This window comes from Longimicrobium sp., from assembly GCF_036399935.1.
In the GTDB taxonomy this organism is placed as follows: Bacteria; Gemmatimonadota; Gemmatimonadetes; order Longimicrobiales; family Longimicrobiaceae; genus Longimicrobium.
This window is the reverse complement of record NZ_DASWMD010000022.1, coordinates 1-21429: the sequence shown is the minus strand read 5'-3', so window position 1 is coordinate 21429 and position 21429 is coordinate 1. Positions and strand designations below refer to the sequence as shown.

The window sequence follows — 21429 nt, the reverse complement described above, 5'->3', positions numbered from 1 at the left end:
TCACTCTCCTGCAGGGAGGAACGCGGCGCGGTCCGGAGAGGAGACCAGCGTCCACGGGGATGACGAGGCATTGTGCGGGCCGTCACCTCGGCGGGGCACCGCCAGCCATCCTTCCAGCGCGTCGACGGGCATGGGACGGGCGAAGAGAAAGCCCTGCGCGTGGCGGCACCCCAGCCGGTGCACGGCATCGTGCTGAGCCGCCGTCTCCACCCCCTCGGCGGTCACGGCCAGCTCCAGCGCGTCGGCCAGCCCCACGATGCTCCGCACGATGGCCTGGTCCGCCGCGCTGTCGCCGATGCGCTGCACGAACGAGCGGTCGATCTTCAGCCGGTCGAAGCCGAACTGGCGCAGGTAGGCCAGCGACGAGTAGCCGGTACCGAAGTCGTCCAGGCAGATGCGGACGCCCAGCTCGCGCAGCGTCGCCAGCACGGACGCGGCGGTCTGGAAATCTTCCATGAACGAGGTCTCGGTCACCTCGATCATCAGCCGGCGCGCATCCACGCCGAAGCGGGCCAGCGCGTCTTCCACGTCCTGCACGGCGCGCGGATGCACCACGTGGCGGCCCGAGAAGTTGACGCTCACCGGCAGCGCGCCCAGCAGGGGATGGTCCGTCCATGCCTTCAGCTGCCGTGCCGCCGCCGCCAGCACCCAGCGGTCCAGGTCCACGATCTTTCCCGTCTCTTCGGCCACGGGAAGGAACGCCTGCGGCCCCAGCAGGCCACGCTCCGGGTGATTCCACCGCACCAGCGCCTCCAGCCCCTCCACCCGCCCGTCCGCCAGGCAGACGATGGGTTGGAAGTGAAGCATCAGCTCGTCGCGGTCGATGGCGCGCAGGAGGTCCTTCTCCACCTCCAGCAGGGCCTCCTCGTGCGCCATCACCCCCGGCTCCGAAAAGCCGTGGTGCCCGGCGCCCAGCGTCTTGGCGCGGTACATGGCGCGGTCGGCCATCGCCAGCACCGCCTCCGGCGTCTCCGCGCACGCGCCCAGCGCCACGCCGATGCTGGCCGAGCAGCACATCTCCACGCCTTCGATCGTGGCCGGCACGGCAAGCAGCCGCTGGATGCGCTGCACCACGGCCAGGGCATCCTGCTCGCGCTCCACCCCGTGCAGCAGCGCGGCGAACTCATCGCCGCCGATGCGCGCCACCATGTCGCGGGGCCGGATGGACGCGGCCAGGCGCTCGCCCACCACGGCGAGCAGCGCGTCGCCCGCCGCGTGGCCCAGGCGGTCGTTCACCGTCTTGAAGCGGTCCAGGTCCACGAACAGCACCGCGAACTCGGCGCCGCGCTGACCCTTGGCCTCGCACGCCTGCTGAAGCGCGCGCAGGAAGGCGGCGCGGTCGGGCAGGCGCGTCAGCGTGTCGCGGTCCACGTCGCTCGAAGGCGCTTGCGGCTCCTCGCGTCCGCTCAGGTCCTCGCACCACGTCACCAGCCCCATCGGCCGCTCGTCGTCCGCCGCCACGACGTCGGACCAGAGGCGCACGGGAAAGCGGGTGCCGTCGCGGCGCACGTTCACCCGCTCGCGCACCCAGCGGCGCACGGGGCGGGCGGGCACGCCGCCCTGCGCGCTCCACAGCTCAGGCGGCGCCAGCGCGCGGGCGGGAAGGCCGTACATCTCGTCCAGCCGGTAGCCGTGCATGTCGGCCTCGGCGGGATTGGTATAGACGATGGCGCCCGTCTCGTCGGTGATGGTCAGCCCGCGATCCACCGCCGCCAGCGCTCGTTCCAGCAGCTCCAGCCGGGCCTGGGCCCCGCGCAGCGCCTCGTCCGCGGCCTGCACGCGGATCTCGGCAATGGCCGCGGCGGCCATGCACTCCAGCGCGGCGACTTCGCCCGCGGACCAGGGCCGGACGTGAAGGGCCACCAGCGAGCCGGCCGGCGCCTCGCCGGGATTGGCGAGCGGAACGAGGGCGAGCGAGGGCCCGAAGACGAGCGATGGATCGCCGGTGGGGAGCGCGCGGAAGACGCGGGTCTCGCCAGCGTTCCGGGCGTCGCGCAGCGGCGGGCCCAGGTGAAGGATGGCGGCCAACAGCGCCTGCTGGTGCTCCGGGGCGCCGGACGCGTGCACGGGGGGATGGCCCGCGCCTTCCAGCAGCACGGCGGCGGCGCCCAGGTTCAGCCGGGCGACGGCGTTCGCCGCAAGGCGGCGCAGGGTCTCGGCGCCAGGCCCGGAGGCGGCATCGGATACGGATTGGGGAGTGCGCATGGGCAGCACCTGTTCGGTAACCCGACCGGCATGGCCGCAGGAGAGCGCGGCTGTAGCCTCGTGGCTTTGCGTCCCCGCCTTTCGACGGGTTTGCCGTTATCGTAGGTGCCCGGCGCGGGTAAGAACGGCCAGGCGGGGTCCATCACTTCCGGCAATCTGAGCCGGTGCACTGAAGGCGGCGCAAGGAACGTTCCCATGAAACGTCCTGCGCCGGGTGACGCTTACGGCGCGGCGCGAGGTGCCGCGGCGACGATCCGCAGCTCGCGCTCCTCCTCCCCGCGCTTCACGCGCACCGTGTACGCGCGCCCCGGCGCCAGCCCCGGAAACAGGGGACGCTCCAGGCTGTCGCGGCCATCGATGGAGAGCACCACGTCGTCGACCATGAGCCCAGCCGCGGCCGCCGGGGACTGCGGAGACACCGAGGCCACGAACGGCCGCGCGTTGGGGAAGATGCGAAGTGCCAGGCCAAGGGTTCCCGCCGGTGGCCGCGGGTTCTGGACCGCCTGCGAGTCGGCGGCGGGCGCCGGCGTCGGCTGCTGCGCGCGAGCCGGATGCGCAAACGCAATGGCCACCGTGGCTGCGGCGATGCTGATTCTCACGGGGGACCTGGCGCGAAGGTGGGCGTCGGCGACGGAACGCGATTGGAAGCAAGCAGAAGTTGCGCACATCGTCAACTGTTTCCGGGTGAGTGTGCGGAGCGGGGACGCTGTGCCCGACACCCTTGACCGGACATATCTGACGATACATAATGAACACATGTCCGGTATCTGTAAAGTTGAATGAGGAGCGTTGGGTCATGAAAAAGAACCAACATGTAGTTCCCCAGAACGGCCAGTGGGCCGTGCGTGGGGAAGGTAGCAGCAAGGCGTCCCGTATTTTCGATAAGCAGGCTGATGCGATCAATCATGCCCGCGACGTTGCTCGTAACAACCGGAGCGAACTCGTAATCCACGGGCGGGACGGTAGGATCCGGGAGAAGAACACGTACGGTCGTGATCCCTTTCCTCCCAAGGGGTGAGTCGCGGCCCTGAGGTGCGGGGGCAACCTGATCGATGGGCAAGGTCGATTGCGTCAGCTGGCCAGGTTGCGAAGTCTGGTTCTGGTCGAAAGATCATCGTGAGCCGCACTTCCACGTCGCAGCGCCCGGCAGTTGGGAGATTCGCGTGTTCTTTGGCCCGGAGCCGCCGGTCTACGATGTCGTGATGGAGATCGGGCGGATCCCGCGGAGACGGTTGAAGGAATTCCTGAAGCAGGTTTCGACGAACCGCGAGAAGCTGTATCGCGAGTGGGACACGAAAGTGATTGTGGAAGACTGATGATGAAGCGCACAAATGTCCGGCCCTGCTACCTCTCACCCAAAGCGCTCGGGTTGCCGGAGCTTCCGCTTCCCATTCGGAAACTCGGGCGTAGCCTTGTCGCGTCCGATGGATGCAGCGCATTCGCCGCGCCTGTCGTCGTAGCGTTTGCTTCCGAGCTCGTCCAGGCCGTCATCGAACTGCCTGAGTGGAGCGCGGGATCGTCGTCCAGGTACTTGATCATCAGCGACGTTCCCGAGCAGGTCCTCCCGAAGCTCCTGTCGGCTCTGGATCTTCGGCGCCCCGACCAGAGGCTGCATCTGACGCGCGACGCGGGAGCAATCCGTCGGCTGCTGGTTTCGTCTGCTCGCCGCGAACCGATGCTTGGAATCATCGACGCGTATGTTTGGGGCGATCAACTTACGGTTGTAACGGGCGACTTCCAGTTTCGGGCGTTCCCGATCAATCGGATCCCGCTCGTCGCCCATTTGGCATCTCAGGAGCAGATCGCGTTTGAGATCAGCGCCGACGGATCGGGCATCCATTGGCCTGTAGGGGATATTCACCTAGGTGTGTCGCAGATTCTCCAGGAGGCAGATCCGATGTACCTGGTAGACATCGCGATCGAGCGCAACGGAACGGACCGTACGGGTGCCGCACTTCGCCGCCTCCGTGAGGAACGGGATCTGCGGCAAACGGACATTCCGGATCTGGGAGAGCGCCAGGTCCGACGCATTGAAGAGGGCATCTCCCGGCTGCGTGTCGAGAGCGCTGAAAAGTTCGCCACCGCTTTCGGAATGGACCTCGCTTCGCTCCTGGACGAGATTGGCCGGTACGCCGGAGAACTTCAACTGAACTCCCGGACACGGCCCTCCCGTCGTAGTTTCCAACAGCAGGGTGATGAGCGCGCTCTCGATACCCACGCGCGCGTCTGAGATCGGGGCCATAAGCGACATGAACGGCCCGGCGATACTCAGTCCGCCAATAGTATTGTTCCCGTGAGTAAGTTAGAGCCCAGTCTTCCTAGGACCACGGGTCTCCGCAGCAATTCAGTACTCAGCACCAGAGGGCGAACGCGCGGGTGATGTCGGATGGATGCTCGAAGATCCACTCGGGCGTCATCGCCTCGATGGCGTGCAGAAAGGCGTCCGTCTCGCCCGGCGCCGTCTTGGGCCACAGCGCCGCGCCGATCCTCATCCCCGCGTTGCGCCCGGCCTTCAGGTCGCTCGTGGAATCGCCGATGTAGATCGTGTCAGCCGGCGCTACACGCAGCGCCGCGGCAGCCGCGAGCAGGCCGGACGGGTTGGGCTTGGGCGCATGCACGTCTTCGTCGGTGACCACCACGTCGAACTCGTCGAGCCCACCGTAGAAATTCGTGAACTCCCACGCCTCGCGACCCTTGCCCGTGACGATCCCCGTGGGATACCCGGCCGCTTTGATTGCGGTGAGCATCTCGTTGACGCCATCGTAGGTGCCCTCGAACATCGAGTCGAAGAGGTCTACGTACTGGCTCCGCATCTCCGCGTGGCAGGCCTCCCCGCGCTTCTCGCCGATCCAGTCCACCAGGAAGCGCCGCTCGGAGACGGGGTTGCGCGCGATGATCTCCTTGTCCGTGGGCGCGTAGCCCAGGTGCGGCTCCAGCGCGCGCCGCTAGCACTCCAGGTACAGGTGATACGTGTCGATGAGCGTGCCATCCAGGTCGAACAGGATGGCCGCCGGCGCGCGGGAAGTTCCTGATGTAGTCACGGTTTTTCGCAGTCCGGCCGATACTCAAGCTGACGATACTATCTCTGACGATAGTATCCCTGACGATACTCAGGTCGACAATACTATTTCTCGATTGGGTATCGCCGGGGAAAGGGAGCCGGGCCGAGCGCATCCACACTCCCGGCGTGCACCGCGGCCCGGTGATCCTGAGGCGCAGGCGCACCGTGCCATCCCTGCGCCAGACCTCGCGCGCCGAAGGATCTAGCCGCGGACACGAATCAGCCGGGGCGCGGTAGCGGGCATCAGTGCAGAGGCCGCGGGCCCGGGGCGGTTCGAACAGGGCCGGCGCATGCCTCGGCTGCCCTCTCCCCCGGCCCCTCTCCCGCAAGCGGGAGAGGGGAGAATTCGATCGCGCTTCCGCTGGCTTCCGTGCACTCGAACGGCAGGAGCTGTCCGCGAAGGCGGACTTCGAGCCCTTGTTGCCGCGACTTCAGTCGCCCCAGCAGATCCGAGGCCTCTGCTCGTGCTGGATCGGTCCCACACCAGTGTCCGAGCCCCGCCGGGCGTCCGAGTCCCCAGGCTCGGTGACCGCTGCCGCGCCAGGAGTTGTACGCATCCGCGGCTAGATCCTTCGGCCCGCGTAGCGTGTGCTGCGGGCGAATGCGGCGCGCCTGGGCCTCAGGATGACAACCTGTGGGGTTGCAAGGAGTTATGTGTGATGCGCCACACTGGCTCCCTTCCCCCGCCAGTTTGCGGGGGAAGGGTTGGGGATGGGGGGCGCCGGCCCGAGCACCAGGCCGGCCTCATCGCACCGCAACCCTGAAGTGTACCCCCTCTCCCACGCTGTTTGTGGGAGAGGGTGGCACGCGTGTCAGCGCGGCCGGGTGAGGGCCCCACGGCAGCCGAGGCCTCGGCTACGGTAACCGCTGCCGCGCCCTGGTTTGTACGTGTCCGCGGTTGGATCCTTCGGCCCGCGAGGGATGTGCTCCGGGCCAGTGCCGTGCGCCTGGGCCTCAGGATGACAGGCCTTGGCGCGACTCACGCACTCCCGCACTAACGCACTAACGCACTCCCGCACTCACTTCCCCCCGATCTCCGTCCGCAGCCGCATCAGCGCGTCCTCGGCGACGACGAGCTCGCCGCGGGCCTCGTTCAACTGCTGCTGCTGCACCTCGACGAAGCGGCGGTACGGGGCGATGGATTCGTTCACCTTTTCCTGGCTGTCGCTGATGGCGGCGTGCACCTGCCGCGTCAGCGAGTCGTCCAGCTTGGTGCGAAGGTCCGCCACCTTCTTGCTGAACTCTTCCTTGGCCTGGCGCCGCCGGGCGGGAAGGATGTAAAGCCCCGTCACCGCCAGCGCCGTGGCCATCAGGATGCCCGTGAGGTCGGCCGCGGCGCCGGTGATCACCGTGGCCACCAGCGTGCCCAGGCCGATGGCGCCCACCCCCGCGATCATCGTCGTCCCCGCCCCCCCGCGGACCTCTTCCGCCAGTTTGCGGGCCTCGGCGTCGCGGTTGTAGCTGGAGACGGCCTCCCGCGCCGTGCTGCCGATGGACCCCAGCAGCGCCTGCCGGTTGTAGCTGAAGCCGCGCCCCACCTCGCCGATCATCCCCTCGCGGTGGCGGTTGATCTGCCGGCGCTCGATGTAGGCGCCGATGTCCTGCCACAGCTTCAGGTTGCGCTCCACGATCCAGTCGATGATGCGGTCCACCTCCTCGTCGATCAGCTTGGGGGTGTCGGCGATCACCTGGCGCTCGAAGTCCACGCGGACGGTGTCGCTGCGCATCAGCTCGCGGACCTTGGTGATGCGGATGGTGGCGTCGAAGAAGTTCAGCCCGCGCACCTCCATGTCGCTCAGCAGCGAATCCAGGCGGCCCAGGCGCGGCCCGTAGTCGCGCAGCATCTCCTGGTGGAACGCGCCCAGCTGCGCGTCGATGTTCTGCAGCGTCGCCACGTCCTCGGACAGCAGCTTCAATCGCTCGAACGCCGTTTCCTTGTACTTGGAAGCCAGCTTCAGCCCCACGTTCAGCGGGTTCAGCAGCTTCAGGCGAATGCGCTCCTGCTGATCGAGGGTGTTGAGCAGGAAGTCGTCGACGGCGGGAAACCCGCTGGCCGCGTACGCTGATTCGTCGCCGCCCTGGCGCGCCTGCATGGCCATCTTTGCCGACACGGGGAAAACGAGCGGCTCTTCCCCCAGCAGCGAGGTGCCGTTGTCGCGCACGAAGCGCAGCACCTCGCCGCGGTCGCTCTCGGCGCCCAGGATGTCGATCTTGTTGACGATGAAGACGATCTTCTTGCCCCAGGCCCGGATCTGCTCCAGGAAGGTGCGCTCGCTCTCGGTGAACGGCCGGTCGGCCGAGGTGACGAACAGCACCAGGTCCGACCGGGGAACGAAGTCGCGCGTAAGCTCCTCGTGCTCGCGCAGCACGGCGTTGGTGCCCGGCGTGTCGACGATGTTGATGTCGCGCAGCAGGGGCGCGGGGTGCGTGCGCTCCAGCAGGTAGGCCTCGATCAGCTCTTCCTCTACCGTGTCGCCCCACCGCAGGATGTTGATGCGGTCGGTGGTGGGGGTAACGCCCTCGGGCAGCACCCGCTCGCCGATCAATGCGTTGATGAAGCTGCTCTTGCCGCTGTTGAACTCGCCCGCGATCACCAGCAGGAACAGCCCCGAAAGCTGTTCGCGCGCCTGGTCGAAGTGCTTGCGGTCGTCCGGGTCCACGTCCGTGCCGAAGCGGTCGAGCGCCTTGGCCAGCCGGTCCAGCAGTTCGCGTTCGCGCGCGCGCAGCTCGGCCTCGCGCTCGCCCAGGATGCTGTTTCGCCGCAGCAGTTTGCCGATCACCATCCGCCCCCCCCGCCGTTCCAGGCTCATTACGTGATGCAAAGCGGCCCCACGTTGCGCAAACGTGGGGCCGCACTGACGATGTGCAGTCGTGAGCGACTGCTTCTACGGTTGCGCGCTCGTCACCTGCCGTAGCCGCGCCGCGGTTTCCGGGGTGAGCGCGGCGCGCACGGGAAGGTTCTGCGCGCGCTGGAAGGCCTTGAGCGCGGGGATCACCTCTTCGTCGAAGGCGCAGAACTGCGCCTGGGTCGGCGTGCCGTGGCCCGCGCGCGCCAGCAGGTTGCGCAGCGCGCAGATGTGAGGGCCGCCGGGCGCGGCGACCGCCTGCGAGCCGTTGGGGAGGAAGTGGTCGTCGGGGTGAAAGAGCGACATCCACACGTTGTACACGCGCTCCAACTCCAGGATGGGCTCGGGCGCATCTTCCACGTGAAGGTCGGCGTACACGTCGTCGCCCCCGCCGTAGCCGGCGCCGGCCTTTACGATCAGCATTCCCGCCCCCTGCCGTCCGCGCCTGTCGCCGCCCGCCGCCTGCCCGGCCTTGAGCGCCGCCAGCAGCCGCTCGCCGAAGGGGCGCCCCGCCGCCTCGGCCGCCCGGAACGCCGAGGCCATCGAGTCCACCACCTCGGGCCCCGTGAGGATGTTGCCCTGCACGCTGAAGTTGGGGCCGCTGCGGTGGCCGGCCCACGCCTGCGCGCTGTCGCCGGTGAACGGGGCCACGCGGCACTGCTTGTCCATCACCGCGAACTGCCGCCGCGCGATGCCCGGGTCCGTCCGCACGAACTCCGCGCGCACCTCGTCCGGTGACCGCCCGGCGCGCAGCATCTCCAGCCCACGCCGCTTGAACGACACGTTCGCGGCGGCCTGCGTGGCGATGGCGCCCGCGTCGGCCTCCGCCGCGGGAACGATGGATCCCGCGCCCACCACGCGCGACTGCACGGCCACGCCCAGGAAGCCGTTCACGGGATCGCACGCCACGATGCTGAACGTGGAGAGCGAGGGCGGATTGCCATCCTGCGCCATGGCGGGGGCGGCGAGAAGGAGCAGGAACGAGGTCAGGCGGATGCGCATCGTGAATTCGGTTCGGGTGGACCGCGGAAGCGAGCAGCGTCTTCAGCCGGAGCTGCCAGAATCGCACCCGCCGTCGTGAGATGGTCGCCCGCGGCGGGAGCGCTGAGGCCGAGGGGGAACGGGGGATGCGGATGATGGCGCGGAGAAACATGCGCCGCCGACCGCCGATGTCCAGACCCTCGCCAGCCCGAATCGCCGCCGCGCTCGCCCTGCTGCTCGCCGCCCTACCCGCGGCGGGGCAGACGGTGGTGCGCGGGCGCGTGATATCGCCCGACACGCTGCCGCGCCCGGAGATGCGGGCGTTCGTGCGGTGGCGTGCGGCGGGTGACACGCTGCCGCGGGTGGACTCGGCGGCGGTGGATTCCACGGGGCGGTTCGAGGTGCCGGTTGGCGCGGCGGGGAGCGATTCGATCGACCTGGCGGTGGACGCGGCCGACGTCTCGGCACGTACCCATCATCCGGCGCTGGTGCGGTTCCGGTCAGATTCGGCGCGGCGGGAGCAGGCCATCATCCTGGTTCCGCGCCGCTGGCGGATTCCGGCGGGCAGATACGCGGGCCGGGAGGTGGAGATCAGCCCCGGCCGTGCGCGGACGGCCGTGTGCCCGGGGTGCGGCTCGTTCTGGCTGCGGGTGTATGGGGCCAACGGGCCCATGTGGTTCCAGAGCTGGCGATCGTCGTCGTTTCCGCTGCGGATCGCGTTCGACCGCGAGTACTCCCTGCCGCGCGGAGCCGCGCCGGACTCGGCTACCTTCTGGCGGATCACGCAGGCGGTGGAAGACGCGTTCGGCCAGGACCTGTTTCGCCCCGCGCGCTACGCCGACGTGCAGCCCGAGGACGACGACCGCGATCCCAACGACGTCGTGCTGGTGCTGGTGGACCGTGACGTACGGGCCGCCGCGCTGACGACGGTGCTCAGCCAGGGCGGCGTGGTGGAGTACGGAACGATGAGGCTTCAGCGCGCCGGGCCGCTGACGAACGGGCCGGGCTGGCAGCTGGTGGGCCACGAGCTGCTCCACGCGCTGGGGGCGGGGCACACCTGCGAGTGGAGGTCCGTGGCCGCCGACGTCCTGCGCTGCCCCGAAATGCGCGCCGACGAGCCGACCCCCGAGGACGTGGCGTACATCCAGGTGCTGTACCGCGTGCGCGACGTTCAGCGGGCCACGGGTGCGCGCTGGGGGCTGGATGCGGCGCTGGAGGGGGAGCGGGTGCTGGGGCGCGGGCGGGCGTGGTAGGACGTTTCCGAGGGGGGCGGGGTGTTTCGACGGGCAGTGGCGGATGCGTCGGGCGCCCCCCCATCCCCAGCCCTTCCCCCGCAAACCCCGCGGGGGAAGGGAGCCAGCCCGGTGCGTCACCAGCACCCTGCGCGAACGCCACAGCCTGTCATCCAGAGGCCCAGGCGAACCGCGCTCGCCCGCAGCACATCCCGCGCGGGCCGAAGGATCTTGCATGGGGCACGTAACAGCCCGGGCGCGGCAGCGGGCACCGAAGCAGAGGCCTCGGTGCGTGCCCGGAGGTGCGGTGTTCGCGGCGGGATCGCTGGCGAGCATGGGTGCGGTTGGGCTGGTCCGGCGTGGTCCCCTGGGTGGCCCCTCCCCCGACCCCTCCCCGCACGCTGCGCATGCGGAGAGGGGAGAATTCGATCGCGCTTCGATAGGTTTGTACGCGTGATGTTGAAGCCCCGAACGGGACGCGCGAGCGGCCTGTGTCGGGGCTTACCGCCGTTCCAGCCGCGGGTTCACCCGCCTTGGAGGGGGGCACGCCGCGGCTGTCGTGCGCTTCGGTGGATGTGTGGCGGATCCCTCGGTCGCTGCCATCGATGTCGCATGGGCAGGTTCGGCATGGCCGCTCCGTCGGGATGACAGGCGCGCCTTCGATAGCTGTGGTGCGTGTGCTGTTGAAGCCCCGAACGGGACGCGTGAGCGGCCCGTGTCGGGGCTTACCGCGTTTCCAGCCGCGGGTTCACCCGCCCGTGGAAGGGGTGCGCACCGGGTATTCGGGGCGGGATGGCAACTGGCGCTGGACAGGCCTTCGCCTTACTCCGCCGGGTACAACCGGTACTTCTCGCGCACGCGGTTCCATTCCGCGTTCTCGGCTTCCCACCGGCGGTAGATGTCACGCGGGTCGTCGTGGCGGCGGACCGCTTCGGGCGCCCAGCGGCTCCCCAGCATCTGCAGCATGGGGCCCATCCCCAGGTTCTGCGGGTGCATCCGGTGGATCTCCACCAGGAACACCAGCGCGGTCAGCACCGGCTTGAACTGCTCGCGGTCGGTGATGCGCAGGCGCACGCCGCGGCAGAGGCGGTCGCGGTGCTGCATCCAGTCGCGGCCGCGCGGCGTGAACTCCGCCAGCTCGAACTCCACCCCCGGCAGGTCGTACGCACGCACGCGGCGCAGGAGCTCGGTGTTGTTGATGTACGGCGCGCCCACGTAGCTGAACGGCGTGGGCGTTCCCCGCCCCACGGACAGGTTGGTGGTCTCCAGCATCACCAGCCCGCTGAACGCCAGCGCCGCGTCCAGGGTGCGGATGTTGGGTGACGGGTTGATCCACGGCAGCCCGGTCTCGTCGAACCACGCATCGCCGCGCCACCCCTGCACCGGCACCACGCTCAGCTTGGCGCCGATGCGGTACTCGCCGTTGACGTAGCGCGCCACCTCGCCCGTCGTCATCCCGTGGCGCAGGGGGACGGGATAGTAGCCGGTGATCAGCGGGCCGCGGCTGCGCATCTCGTACTGCATCAGCGGCCCTTCCGCGCGGGAGGTGACGGGATTGGGCCGGTCCAGGACGACGAACGGAAGCCCGTGGCGCGCGGCCTCCTCCATCGCCATCGCCATCGTCCAGATGTACGTGTACGGCCGCGCGCCGATGTCCTGCATGTCGAACAGAAGCACGTCGATGCCGCGCAGCATGGCCGCGGTGGGCCGTTCCGTCGATCCATAGAGCGAGAACACCGGCAGCCCCGTCCGCGAATCGCGTGACGTGCCGATGCGCTCTCCCCCGTCTACGTTGCCACGCAGCCCGTGCTCCGGCCCGAACAGCGCCACCAGCCGCACCTCGGGATGGCGGTGAAGCGCGTCGATGGCGCTGCGCCCGTCGCGGGTGACGGCCGTGTGGTTGGTGATCAGCCCCACGCGCTTGCCCCGCACCAGGTGCAGAGAATCTCGCAGCAATACCTCCAGCCCCGGGAGCACCGGCTCCTGCGCCTTTGACGCACTCGGCGCGTTGACGTAGTTGGCGGGGAGCACGGTGGGCTGCTGCGCCCGCGAGGGCGAGGGGCCCAGTTGCGCGGCGAGCGCGCCGACGCACGCCGCCAGCGCGGCCACGGGCTTGAGAAGCGTTGTGTAGGGCATTGGACGATCGATCCCGCGAAACTGCGTTGATGGCGCGTTGAGGTGCGGCGGTTAGACTCGCCGCTTGCGAGGATTGTTCCGCAACACGCGGTCTCACACGGAAGACACGGAGGATCGGGAGAAACCCTCCCCGGCCCTCCGTGCGCTCCGTGCCCCCCGTGTGAGACCCGCCGTTCAGCGCCGCTCGCGGATGTGGACCGCCATCTGCCGGGGCGGCTTTCCGTCGGGCGTCAGCCACACCACGTCCGCTCCCTCGTCCCATCCCTGCCGCTCGCGCCGGATGCGCGCCGCGACTTCGTGTGCGGCCTGGAGAGCCGCGTTCTTCCTGGTCATCCGTTCCTCGCGATCTATGAGTGCAGCGCCGGCGGACCGGCGCATCGATCAGGGAAAATCAGGCCGCGCGGCACAGGCGCGGCGCCACCGCCAGCGTGTCCGGGAGCACCACCGCCGGCAGGCCCGCGCCCGGCTTGGCCATCAGGTACCCCTGCACGCAGTCCGCGCCCAGGGCGCGCACGGCGGCCAGCTCCTCCGACGTCTCCACGCCTTCCACGATCACCGTGCTGCCCATGGCGTGGCCCAGCATCACCAGCGAGTGCACCACCTGGCGGCGGCCCGTGTGCACGTGAACGCTCCGCACCAGTTCCAGAGCGATCTTCAGAAAGTCGGGCTTCACCTCGGCCAGCACGCGCAGGTCCGAGTAGCCGGTGCCCACGTCGTCCAGCGCGATCTGGAAGCCCATGTCGCGGTACCGCATCAGCGCGCGCAGGAACCCCAGGTCCGAGCGCATCCGCGATTCTTCCGTTACCTCGATTACGATCCGGCTCTGCGGCACGCCCGTCTCGGCCACCACGCGCCTGGCGAACTCCAGGAACTCGGGCTCGCGGATGCGCTCCGCCGACAGGTTCAGGAACAGCAGCGTGTCCGGGCGGCGCCACAGTCCCAGCCGGGTGGCGTTCAGCAGCGCCGCCGTCCAGCACACCCGCTCCAGCGCGGCCATCTCTCCCAGCCCACTGGCCGTGGCGAACAGCGTCCGGGCCGAGTGCAGCGGCGAATCCAGCGGGCCGCGGGCAAGCGCCTCGTACCCGATCACGCCGAACCCGTCGGCGCTCACGATCGGCTGGTAGAACGGCGTCACCGTGCAGAAGAACTTCGGCTCCATCACCGGCGCGGCGGTCCGGGTCTGCACGGCCGTCGCGTGATCTTTCACCATCGTCTCTATGTCGAACATGGGCTGGATCTCCCAGGGATTGTCGCGGTCCTTCAAGGGGGCCGGCCGTTCCCGCGGTGACGCGGCGTCGCTGGCTACGGAGAACAATCTGCATCCCGCTACCGGTACGCGAATGGGTCGAACTACCCAAACCACCCGAACCGGTTCAACATCGTTCAAGTGGGCAATCCCCAAGCGGTGGATCGGCACTCCGATGGTACGGGAGCACAGGTGTTCGCGGTTTCAGAGTTGCTGCTCGTCGGGCGTACGACTGCACCGGTGGGCTGGTGCAAGTTGTTGTAGAAGAGAGAGATGGAGGATGAGACGGGAGACTGAAGATGCACTGAGCCGCACCTGCTGAAAGCGCGGATGCGGCTCGATATGGTTGCTGCGGGACCGGCTCAGCAGACGGGGTGAGACACGTCACGCATAGTTCAGATCGTGGATCAGCTCAACTGAACATGTCGTCGCCGAACTTGAAGCCTCCCGTGCCCTTGCCCTTGGGCCGCTCGGCCTTGGCGCGCCCGTAGGCACCGCTCTCGGCGCGGCTGATCTTCCGGTGCGCGGCCAGCCCCTCCAGCAGCAGCTCGGCGGCGGCCACGGTCATCGCCGGGTCCGCCGGGTTGCTGAGCCCCGCGCCCTCCAGCGCCTCGTTCAGCCCCTTGACCGCAGCCAGTCCGGCGAGGCACGCATCGGCCGAGGCGCCATCGCTGATCTGCAGCACGCCGCCCTTGTCGAAGTGCTCGATCACCTCGTCCAGCATCGACACGTCCCACATGCCGTCGAACACGTCGCGGGCCGCCGCGGCGATCAGGTCGCGCGCAATCGCCTGGGCGCCCTGCAGCTCGCCCTCGTACTCCAGCTCCATCTTGCCGGTGATGGAGGGCATGGCCGCATAGATGTCGGCGATGCGGGGCAGGATGCGCGGCTCGCCGGCGATCACCGCGCGCCGCTCGGCGTTGCTGACGGCCGTTTCCATCACCGAGATGGGCATGCGCTGCGACACGCCGCTGCGCCGGTCGATGCGCTTGTCGTCGCGCGCCAGGAACGCCACCCTCTCCACCAGCTCGGCCACGAACGGGGGAATGCTCACCTCCATCGACCCGCCGTCGCGCGACAGGTAGGCCTCCTGCCGCGTGATCTCCATCCCCTCTTCCGTCGTCCGGGGATAGTGCGTGAGGATCTCGGAGCCGATGCGGTCCTTGAGCGGGGTGATGATCTTGCCACGCGCCGTGTAGTCCTCTGGGTTGGCGCTGAACACCAGCATCACGTCCAGCGGCATCCGCACGGGAAACCCCTTGATCTGGATGTCGCCTTCCTGCAGCACGTTGAACAGCCCCACCTGCACCTTGCCCGACAGGTCCGGCAGCTCGTTGATGGCGAAGATGCCGCGGTTGGCGCGCGGCAGCAGCCCAAAGTTGATGGTCAGCTCGTCGCTGAGCAGGTGGCCGCCCCGCGCCGCGCGGATGGGGTCCATGTCGCCGATCAGGTCGGCCACGGTCACGTCGGGGGTCGCCAGCTTTTCCACGTAGCGCCGGTCCGGCGCGATCCACTCGATGGGGGCGTCGTCGCCGGCGTCGCGCAGCAGCTCGCGGCCGTACTTGCTGATGGGGGCGAACGGATCGTCGTTCACCTCCGAGCCGGCCAGGACGGGAATCTCGGGATCCAGCAGGGTGGCCAGCTGGCGCAGGATGCGGCTCTTGGCCTGCCCGCGCAGCCCCAGCAGGATGAAGTTGTGCCGCGCCAGGACGGCGTTGGCCAGCGACGGGACCACGGTGTCGTCGTAGCCCACGATTCCGGGAAACATGGTGTGCCCGTCCTTGAGCCGGGCGATCAGGTTTTCGCGCATCTCCGCTTTCACGGAGCGGGTTCGGTAACCGGAGGCGCGCAGGGCGCCGAGCGTGGTCGCGAGCTGGGTCATCAGGGCAGACGGGTGGCTCGGGAAGGGGGTCACGGGCGCGGCGCCTCCGCCGCAAGAACCGGGCGATGTCAGAATCCGACTCCCCCGCGGCGTTCCCATCTGAGCCCCGCCGCGCGAGCCAACGACATCAGGACGCTGGGCTTGGTGACCGATCCAGCGTCGACAGCACGGCCGGTCGATCTCTGAGTTTCCTGTCCAACAGCAGACCACGGGAGGACGCGATGGCGATGATTGCGGGGGGAACGCGCGGCGGGTTCACGGCTTCGATCAACATGACCCCGATGATCGACGTGCTGCTGGTGCTGCTGATCATCTTCATGGTGGTGCAGGCCAGCCTTCAGCGGGGGCTCTCGGTTCACGTGCCCGCGCCGAAGACTGATGAAACCGTGTCGCCGCCCGGAACGGAGAGCCTGGTTCTGGAGGTGGAGCCCGGTGGACGCTACGCGCTGAACCAGAAGCCCCTGGACGGGACGCGGCTGACGGAGGAGCTGCAGGCGGTGTTCGCGAACCGTCCGCGCAAGCTGCTGTACGTGAAGGCGTCGGAGCAGCTCTCGTACGGCGAGGTGATCCACGCCTTCGACTCCAGCCGGGCCGCGGGAGTGGACATCATCGGGCTGATGCCGCGGAACTGAAGAGCGGGAGCCAAGCCGGCGGTGGCGCACCGCCGGACGAGAGCCTTGACGTGTCACTCTGGACGGCCTATCCTTAGGGCAATCATAGCCCCCACGCCTCTTCGGTAACACGAATGCGCACCAGGGGGCTTGTTTATTGTACCCACCAGCGCCCCACGCGCTGTCATCCCGATGGAGCGGCCACGGCGACCCTGCCCGAACACCGTAGGCGGCAGCGACTGAGGGATCCGCCACACAGCCAGAAAAGACGCGCCTCACTTCTCTCGTCCGCAGTCCGGGGTTCCCGGCTGTTTGGCCGAGTGGCAAGACGAAATGCGGTGAGGTTCCGTCGGTTTGGTGCGTCACGCGTGGTGTGTGGCGGATCCCTCAGTCGCTGCGTAGTAGCGTATCCGGGCTGGTTGGGAATGGCCGCTCCATCGGGAGGACATCGTCGCTCGTCCGGGCGCGGTGCGTCCGGCAGACGCCTCGGTAGCCCGGCGGGGCTTTCCGCGAGCGTTTCGGCGGGTTACCCGCTCACACCCCTAGATTCCGCCTCAGCAGCGCGGCCGGGTCCGGGTCGCGGCCCATGAACCGGCGGAACAGCTCCGCCGGGTCCGCGGCGTCGCCCTGACTGAGCACGTGCTCCACGAAATCCCGCCCCACCTCGCGGCTGAACAGCCCCTCGCGCTCGAACCGGCTGAACGCGTCCGCATCCAGCACCTCGGACCACAGGTAGCTGTAGTACCCGGCCCCGTACCCCCCCGAAAATATGTGCGCGAAGCTGGTGACGAAGTGGTCGTGCGCGTACTCGGGGCGCGTGTGGAACCCCTCCATCACCCGCTGCGCACGTTGCACCGGGTCTTCGCCCGAGGCCGGATCGAAGTGCACGTGAAGCTCCAGGTCCATCGTCCCGAAGCTCAGCTGCCGCATCTGCAGGTGCGCGCCCATGTGCACCCGCGCCGCCTTCATCTTCTGGAACAGCGCCTCGGGGATGGGCTCGCCCGTGTCCCAGTGCCGCGCGAACAGGTCCAGCGCGGGACGCTCCCACGTCCAGTTCTCCATGATCTGCGACGGAAGCTCCACCCAGTCCGTGGCCACCCGCGTGCCCCCCAGCGCGGGAACCTCCACGCGTGAGAGCACGTGGTGAAGCAGGTGCCCGAACTCGTGGAAGACCGTCTGCACCTCGCGATGGTTCAGCAGGGCGGGGCGGCCGCCCTCCGGGGGAGAAACGTTGGCCGCCACCACGGCCAGGTGCGGCTTCCACCCCTCCGCCCGTGGCCCGCCGACCACCAAGCCGCCCATCCACGCGCCGCCGCGCTTTTCCTCGCGCGGGTACCAGTCGGCGTAGAAGCCGCCCAGCAGGCTCCCCGCCTCATCGAACACGTCGTAGAAGCCCACATCGGGGTGCCACACCTCGTCCACGCGCCGCGGCTGCACGCGCACGCCGAACAGGCGCCGGGCGATCTCGAACAGTCCCTCCAGCACCCGGTCCAGCGGGAAGTACGGCCGCAGCGCCTCGGCATCCAGGTCGTACCGGGCGCGGCGCATCTGCTCGATGGCGTACGACATGTCCCACGGCGCCATCTCGTTCAGCCCCAGCTCGGCGCGCGCGAACGCTTCCAACTCGGCGATCTGCCGCTGCCACACGGGCCGGGTGCGCGCCACCAGGTCGGCTTCGAACTCCACCGCGCGCGCGCCGCTGCCGGCCATGCTGTCTTCCAGCGTGTAGTCGGCCCAGTCGGCGAAGCCCAGGATGCCGGCCAGCTCTCGGCGCACCGCCAGGATGCGCCGCAGCACGGGGCGGTTGTCGTGCGGGCCGTCGGCCGCGCGGTTCATGTACGCGTCGTACATCCGCTGGCGCAGGTCGCGGCGGGCGGCGTACTGCATGAACGGCTGGTACGAGGGCAGCTGCAGGGTGAAGCGCCATCCATCCACCCCCTTGGCCGCCGCCGAGGCACGCGCCTGCGCCCGGGCGGACTCGGGAAGGCCCTCCAGCTCCGCCTCGTCGGTCAGCACCAGCTCCCAGGCGTTGGTGCTGTCGAGGACGTGGTTGGCGTACGTCTGCCCGAGCTGCGACAGCTCCACCCGCAGCGCCTCCACCCGCTCCTTCTGCTCCGGCGGTAGGTCGGCGCCCGCGCGGCGGAACTCGAGCACCACCTTTTCCAGGTGCCGCGCCCGCACCCCCTGCAGGGCCCGGGCATGGTCGGTGCCGGCGTAGGCCTTTACCGCGGCCCACAGCTCCGGGTTCAGGGCCAGCCGGGCGTTGAACGCCGAGATCTCGGGCAGCACCGTCTGCCACGCCTGGCGCAGGTCCGGCGTGTCCATCACCGACGACAGGTGACCCACAGGCCGGATCACCCGCCCCATCCGCTCGCTCACCTCTTCCAGCGCGCCGACGGTGTTGTCGTACGTGCGGGGACCGTTCAGCTGGATGATGGCGTTCAGCTCGTCCGCCGCCTGCGCCAGCGCGGCGCGCACGGCGGGCACCACGTGCGCGGCCTGGATGCGGTCGAACGGAATGGCGTCGCGGTACGTGAGCAGCGGGTTGTCGTGGAGCACGGCGGCGGGTTCGGCGGCGGTGGTCATCAACGCGGATGCGATCGGGTTCATGGATCCAGGATCTCTGGCGCGGACATGGCACGCGCCGGGCCATCCCCACGGAACCGTCCGCGTACCACTGCGCGCGCGCCGGGTTCCCGGACGGCGATGAGCTCATTTCCGTCCGCGGGAGAAAGGGCGTCCCCACACGACTCGCCTGGGCCGCGAAGGATGGGGCCAGTAGCGCGTAAGCGACTGTCGTGTATAGATTTGGATGCACGACCACGGATCGTTCGATCCCTCCCTCCCACTCCCCGCGGTTCGAAACCCCATGCACACACGTATCGCACGTTCCGGCCTGGTCCTGGCCGCCTGCGCGCTCTCCGGCTGCGCCCAGGATCCCACGCAGGCGCAGCCCGCCGGCCCCGACGCCGCGCTCGCCGCCACCACCGCCGTCGGCGCGTCGCTGCACAGCGGACCGGAGAACGACTACCAGCCCAGCCTGTTCCGCCTGAACGACGGCCGCCTGATGACGGTGTTCGAGCGCCTGGCGCCGCGCACCAACTCGGGCGACCTGTACGTGTCGACCTCGTCCGACAACGGCGTGTCGTGGTCCGCGCCGGCGCTGATCGTGGGCACCCGGTCGAGCGAGCGCCACCCGTCGGTGGTGCAGCTGCCCTCGGGCGCGTTCGCGCTCTTCTACCTGGTCGTCGACTCCAAGGGCGCCTACACCATCCAGCGCGCGACGTCGGCGGATGGCAGGACGTGGACGGCCCGCGGGGCGGTGAGCCTGGGATGGGGCACGGCGGGCGACATGAACCCGTCCGTCATCGTGGAAGCGGACGGGTCGCTGACGATGACGTACCAGCGCCACAACGGAACCACGTACGTGGGATACCTGGCGCGCAGCCTGGACGGGGGCGCCACCTGGGATGGACGCCGCACGACGGTGACCGGCGGCGGGCAGGGGATGCTGCCCCGCATCGCCCGGCGCGCGGCCGACGGGCTGTACATGGCGACGTACCAGGCGGCGGGCGCGGACGGCAAGCTCGCCATCTTCGCGAAGACCTCCGCCGACCCGTACGCCTGGCCCGCGCAGGCGGCGGTGATCTCCACGGTGACGGACTCGCACGATTCGCAGCCCATCGTGCTGGAAGACGGGCGCTTCCTGCTGATGTACATCGGGCTGGGCAGCGATGCCGGCTACAACCTCTACTACCGCACTACCGACGGCGCCGTCTGGACCGCGCCCGTGAAGGTGACCACCGACCTGGACCTGCACGACGTGGAGCCGCACCCGGTGCTGCACGGCACGCCCGGGCGCGTGGTCCTGGCCTGGGGACGCCAGCGCGCCCCCTCGTCGGACTTCGACATCTGGGTGAATCCCGCGCTCGACATCCAGTAGCGTTCGAGGGACGGAAAAGCGGAGAAGCAGAGGAGGCCTTGGGGCTTCCCCTGCTTCTCCGCTTTTCCGCGGATCAGGCGATGCGCGCGCCTTTGCGGACCACGATGGGGGAGCCGTCCGCGAGTAGCGCGGATCGGGGCGGGGTGGACAGGCACTCGGCGAAGGCGGGGCCGTACAGCGCGGCCACGTCGCAGTCCAGCGTGGCGGATTGTGCGCGCCACACCTTCCAGCGCGGATGCTCCACCTGGTACTCCACCGTCCCGCCGTCGCGCTGGCGGGCGTATCCCCAGTAGTGCTCGGTGATGAACTCCGCCTCGGAGCCGTCCGCCGCGGGGGCGGAAGGGCCGGCGACGGATGCCCGCAGCGCGCACCAGCGGCCGCGGTGGCGCCATCCATACTCCACCGATCCGCCCGTCTCGGGCTGGACCTCGTTGCGGTGCCGCATGGGGAGCGCGGCGTAGTTCTCGTTGTACACCCAGCGGGCGACCGCCGCGATGGCGAAGCGCGGCACGATCTCCTTCACGAACACCACGCCGCGCCGCCATCCCTCCGGCCCCTTGTGCCGCACGTAGAAGCGCAGGTTCAGCTCCTCGAAGTCGCGATGGAAGGGGATCGGAATCCCCAGCACCCGCGTCCGCAGGAACATGAAGCCCACCACGCTGGCGTAGGTGACGCCGCCCCACTCGTCCAGCTCCGTCCCGGCGGGAACGAGGGGACGCAGCAGGGCGGGGGGCACTTCGTAGTTCAGCATTGCTAGCCACCGCCACTCGGCGGTCAGAAAGGCGCCGCGGGTGGAGGGTTCAGCGGGGTTCATCCGCCCCGGCTTCGGACGCGCGGGCGTCGGCGTCCTTCTCGGCCTTTTCCAGGCGCTCCTGCGCCTTTTCCTCGGCGCGCCCGGTGATGGCGTCCAGGCTGGAGTCGTTGGCCACGGTCTCGTCGGCCATGTCGGCGCCGCTTGAGCAGGCGGCCAGCAGGGCGAGGGAGGCGAGTGCGATGGAGCGGGTGCTCATATGGGGGCGGTCCAGGATTTACGGGATCGGGCGTCACGTGGAGTGAGGATGTTGGGGCAGTGCGTCATTTGGCGCAACGGCTGTTGTCGCTCGTCACGCTGAGACGAGGAGAACTTCGATCGGGGTTCGACAGGACTGGTGCATGCCGCGGCCGCCCCCCTCTCCCGGCCTCTCCCCCATAAACCCCATGGGGGAGAGGAGAATTCGATTGCGCTCCGGCTGGCCCGGGTGCACTCGACTGGCTCCCTTCCCCCGCGCAGTTTGCGGGGGAAGGGT

The 21429-nt window shown here is 69.2% G+C and carries 18 protein-coding genes and 1 riboswitch; of the genes, 6 read left to right on the top strand and 12 right to left on the bottom strand.

Annotated features, from left to right (window positions below; genetic code table 11):
- Both VGB24_RS08590 and VGB24_RS08585 read right to left on the bottom strand, forming a co-directional pair.
- Window positions 1–2205: a bifunctional diguanylate cyclase/phosphodiesterase gene (locus VGB24_RS08590; protein WP_331072533.1), complete on the bottom strand. Its 2205-nt coding sequence runs from the start codon at window positions 2203–2205 to the stop codon at window positions 1–3.
- A gap of 12 nt (window positions 2206–2217) precedes the next feature.
- Window positions 2218–2310, bottom strand: a riboswitch (cyclic di-GMP riboswitch).
- 116 nt (window positions 2311–2426) lie between these two features.
- Window positions 2427–2804, bottom strand: a complete 378-nt coding sequence (locus tag VGB24_RS08585) for a PDZ domain-containing protein (RefSeq protein WP_331072532.1) — start codon at window positions 2802–2804, stop codon at window positions 2427–2429.
- Between the two features lie 149 nt (window positions 2805–2953).
- Here VGB24_RS08585 and VGB24_RS25325 point away from each other — a divergent pair, with 149 nt between their 5' ends.
- The 3 genes from VGB24_RS25325 to VGB24_RS08575 are packed head-to-tail and all read left to right on the top strand — an operon-like array spanning window position 2954 to window position 4435.
- On the top strand, window positions 2954–3223 hold the full coding sequence (locus VGB24_RS25325; protein ID WP_349263906.1) for a DUF2188 domain-containing protein: 270 nt from the start codon (window positions 2954–2956) through the stop codon (window positions 3221–3223).
- Window positions 3224–3257: 34 nt separating this feature from the next.
- Window positions 3258–3521 (top strand): DUF4160 domain-containing protein, encoded by a 264-nt coding sequence (locus VGB24_RS08580; protein WP_331072531.1) that lies wholly within the window; start codon window positions 3258–3260, stop codon window positions 3519–3521.
- Window positions 3521–4435, top strand: a complete 915-nt coding sequence (locus VGB24_RS08575; protein WP_331072530.1) for a hypothetical protein — start codon at window positions 3521–3523, stop codon at window positions 4433–4435. Before VGB24_RS08580 ends, VGB24_RS08575 begins: the two co-directional genes overlap by 1 nt.
- A gap of 121 nt (window positions 4436–4556) precedes the next feature.
- Here the strand turns inward: VGB24_RS08575 and VGB24_RS08570 are convergent, their stop codons facing one another.
- The 3 genes from VGB24_RS08570 to VGB24_RS08560 form a co-directional block, all read right to left on the bottom strand.
- The gene (locus VGB24_RS08570; RefSeq protein WP_331072543.1) at window positions 4557–5129 is read right to left on the bottom strand and encodes an HAD-IA family hydrolase; all 573 of its coding nucleotides are present in this window, start codon (window positions 5127–5129) and stop codon (window positions 4557–4559) included.
- 1156 nt (window positions 5130–6285) lie between these two features.
- Entirely contained in the window at window positions 6286–8076 is a 1791-nt protein-coding gene (locus tag VGB24_RS08565; protein ID WP_331072529.1) for a dynamin family protein, read from the bottom strand.
- A gap of 75 nt (window positions 8077–8151) precedes the next feature.
- On the bottom strand, window positions 8152–9114 hold the full coding sequence (locus tag VGB24_RS08560; RefSeq protein ID WP_331072528.1) for a DUF1028 domain-containing protein: 963 nt from the start codon (window positions 9112–9114) through the stop codon (window positions 8152–8154).
- 167 nt (window positions 9115–9281) lie between these two features.
- Here VGB24_RS08560 and VGB24_RS08555 point away from each other — a divergent pair, with 167 nt between their 5' ends.
- A complete protein-coding gene (locus tag VGB24_RS08555; RefSeq protein WP_331072527.1) occupies window positions 9282–10346 on the top strand; it encodes a hypothetical protein in 1065 nt (354 codons plus the stop codon).
- 801 nt (window positions 10347–11147) lie between these two features.
- Here the strand turns inward: VGB24_RS08555 and VGB24_RS08550 are convergent.
- From VGB24_RS08550 to VGB24_RS08535, 4 genes are all read right to left on the bottom strand, one after another.
- Window positions 11148–12461 carry a DUF1343 domain-containing protein gene (locus VGB24_RS08550; RefSeq protein ID WP_331072526.1) on the bottom strand — a complete coding sequence of 438 codons (1314 nt, stop codon included), beginning with the start codon at window positions 12459–12461 and terminating at the stop codon, window positions 11148–11150.
- Window positions 12462–12635: 174 nt separating this feature from the next.
- Window positions 12636–12794 carry a hypothetical protein gene (locus tag VGB24_RS08545; RefSeq protein ID WP_331025540.1) on the bottom strand — a complete coding sequence of 53 codons (159 nt, stop codon included), beginning with the start codon at window positions 12792–12794 and terminating at the stop codon, window positions 12636–12638.
- Between the two features lie 58 nt (window positions 12795–12852).
- Complete coding sequence (locus VGB24_RS08540; protein WP_331072525.1) at window positions 12853–13689, bottom strand: EAL domain-containing protein; 837 nt, start codon at window positions 13687–13689, stop codon at window positions 12853–12855.
- 430 nt (window positions 13690–14119) lie between these two features.
- Window positions 14120–15589, bottom strand: a complete 1470-nt coding sequence (locus tag VGB24_RS08535) for a sigma 54-interacting transcriptional regulator (RefSeq protein ID WP_331072524.1) — start codon at window positions 15587–15589, stop codon at window positions 14120–14122.
- 221 nt (window positions 15590–15810) lie between these two features.
- Between VGB24_RS08535 and VGB24_RS08530 the strand changes: the two genes are divergently transcribed.
- Entirely contained in the window at window positions 15811–16221 is a 411-nt protein-coding gene (locus VGB24_RS08530) for a biopolymer transporter ExbD (RefSeq protein WP_331072523.1), read from the top strand.
- A gap of 513 nt (window positions 16222–16734) precedes the next feature.
- On the opposite strand, the gene VGB24_RS08525 is transcribed toward VGB24_RS08530, so the two are convergent.
- The gene (locus VGB24_RS08525; RefSeq protein ID WP_331072522.1) at window positions 16735–18810 is read right to left on the bottom strand and encodes a M3 family metallopeptidase; all 2076 of its coding nucleotides are present in this window, start codon (window positions 18808–18810) and stop codon (window positions 16735–16737) included.
- A gap of 259 nt (window positions 18811–19069) precedes the next feature.
- Here VGB24_RS08525 and VGB24_RS08520 point away from each other — a divergent pair, with 259 nt between their 5' ends.
- Window positions 19070–20143, top strand: coding sequence for a sialidase family protein (locus tag VGB24_RS08520; RefSeq protein WP_331072521.1), 1074 nt, complete (start codon window positions 19070–19072; stop codon window positions 20141–20143).
- A 73-nt stretch (window positions 20144–20216) separates the two neighbouring features.
- Here the strand turns inward: VGB24_RS08520 and VGB24_RS08515 are convergent, their stop codons facing one another.
- Together VGB24_RS08515 and VGB24_RS08510 are read right to left on the bottom strand one after the other, a co-directional pair.
- Entirely contained in the window at window positions 20217–20957 is a 741-nt protein-coding gene (locus tag VGB24_RS08515; protein ID WP_331072520.1) for a DUF2071 domain-containing protein, read from the bottom strand.
- On the bottom strand, window positions 20944–21153 hold the full coding sequence (locus VGB24_RS08510; protein ID WP_331072519.1) for a hypothetical protein: 210 nt from the start codon (window positions 21151–21153) through the stop codon (window positions 20944–20946). Before VGB24_RS08510 ends, VGB24_RS08515 begins: the two co-directional genes overlap by 14 nt.
- Between the last annotated feature and the right edge of the window lie 276 nt (window positions 21154–21429).

Bases quoted from the DNA above. Each gene is read 5' to 3' on its own strand.
- VGB24_RS08530 (WP_331072523.1), top strand. From the start codon at position 15,811: ATGGCGATGATTGCGGGGGGAACGCGCGGCGGGTTCACGGCTTCGATC.
- VGB24_RS08540 (WP_331072525.1), bottom strand. From the start codon at position 13,689: ATGTTCGACATAGAGACGATGGTGAAAGATCACGCGACGGCCGTGCAG.
- VGB24_RS08520 (WP_331072521.1), top strand. From the start codon at position 19,070: ATGCACACACGTATCGCACGTTCCGGCCTGGTCCTGGCCGCCTGCGCG.
- VGB24_RS08575 (WP_331072530.1), top strand. From the start codon at position 3,521: ATGATGAAGCGCACAAATGTCCGGCCCTGCTACCTCTCACCCAAAGCG.
- VGB24_RS08545 (WP_331025540.1), bottom strand. From the start codon at position 12,794: ATGACCAGGAAGAACGCGGCTCTCCAGGCCGCACACGAAGTCGCGGCG.
- VGB24_RS08550 (WP_331072526.1), bottom strand. From the start codon at position 12,461: ATGCCCTACACAACGCTTCTCAAGCCCGTGGCCGCGCTGGCGGCGTGC.
- VGB24_RS25325 (WP_349263906.1), top strand. From the start codon at position 2,954: ATGAACACATGTCCGGTATCTGTAAAGTTGAATGAGGAGCGTTGGGTC.
- VGB24_RS08515 (WP_331072520.1), bottom strand. From the start codon at position 20,957: ATGAACCCCGCTGAACCCTCCACCCGCGGCGCCTTTCTGACCGCCGAG.
- VGB24_RS08535 (WP_331072524.1), bottom strand. From the start codon at position 15,589: ATGACCCAGCTCGCGACCACGCTCGGCGCCCTGCGCGCCTCCGGTTAC.
- VGB24_RS08525 (WP_331072522.1), bottom strand. From the start codon at position 18,810: ATGAACCCGATCGCATCCGCGTTGATGACCACCGCCGCCGAACCCGCC.
- VGB24_RS08565 (WP_331072529.1), bottom strand. From the start codon at position 8,076: ATGAGCCTGGAACGGCGGGGGGGGCGGATGGTGATCGGCAAACTGCTG.
- VGB24_RS08510 (WP_331072519.1), bottom strand. From the start codon at position 21,153: ATGAGCACCCGCTCCATCGCACTCGCCTCCCTCGCCCTGCTGGCCGCC.
- VGB24_RS08560 (WP_331072528.1), bottom strand. From the start codon at position 9,114: ATGCGCATCCGCCTGACCTCGTTCCTGCTCCTTCTCGCCGCCCCCGCC.
- VGB24_RS08580 (WP_331072531.1), top strand. From the start codon at position 3,258: ATGGGCAAGGTCGATTGCGTCAGCTGGCCAGGTTGCGAAGTCTGGTTC.
- VGB24_RS08555 (WP_331072527.1), top strand. From the start codon at position 9,282: ATGTCCAGACCCTCGCCAGCCCGAATCGCCGCCGCGCTCGCCCTGCTG.
- VGB24_RS08590 (WP_331072533.1), bottom strand. From the start codon at position 2,205: ATGCGCACTCCCCAATCCGTATCCGATGCCGCCTCCGGGCCTGGCGCC.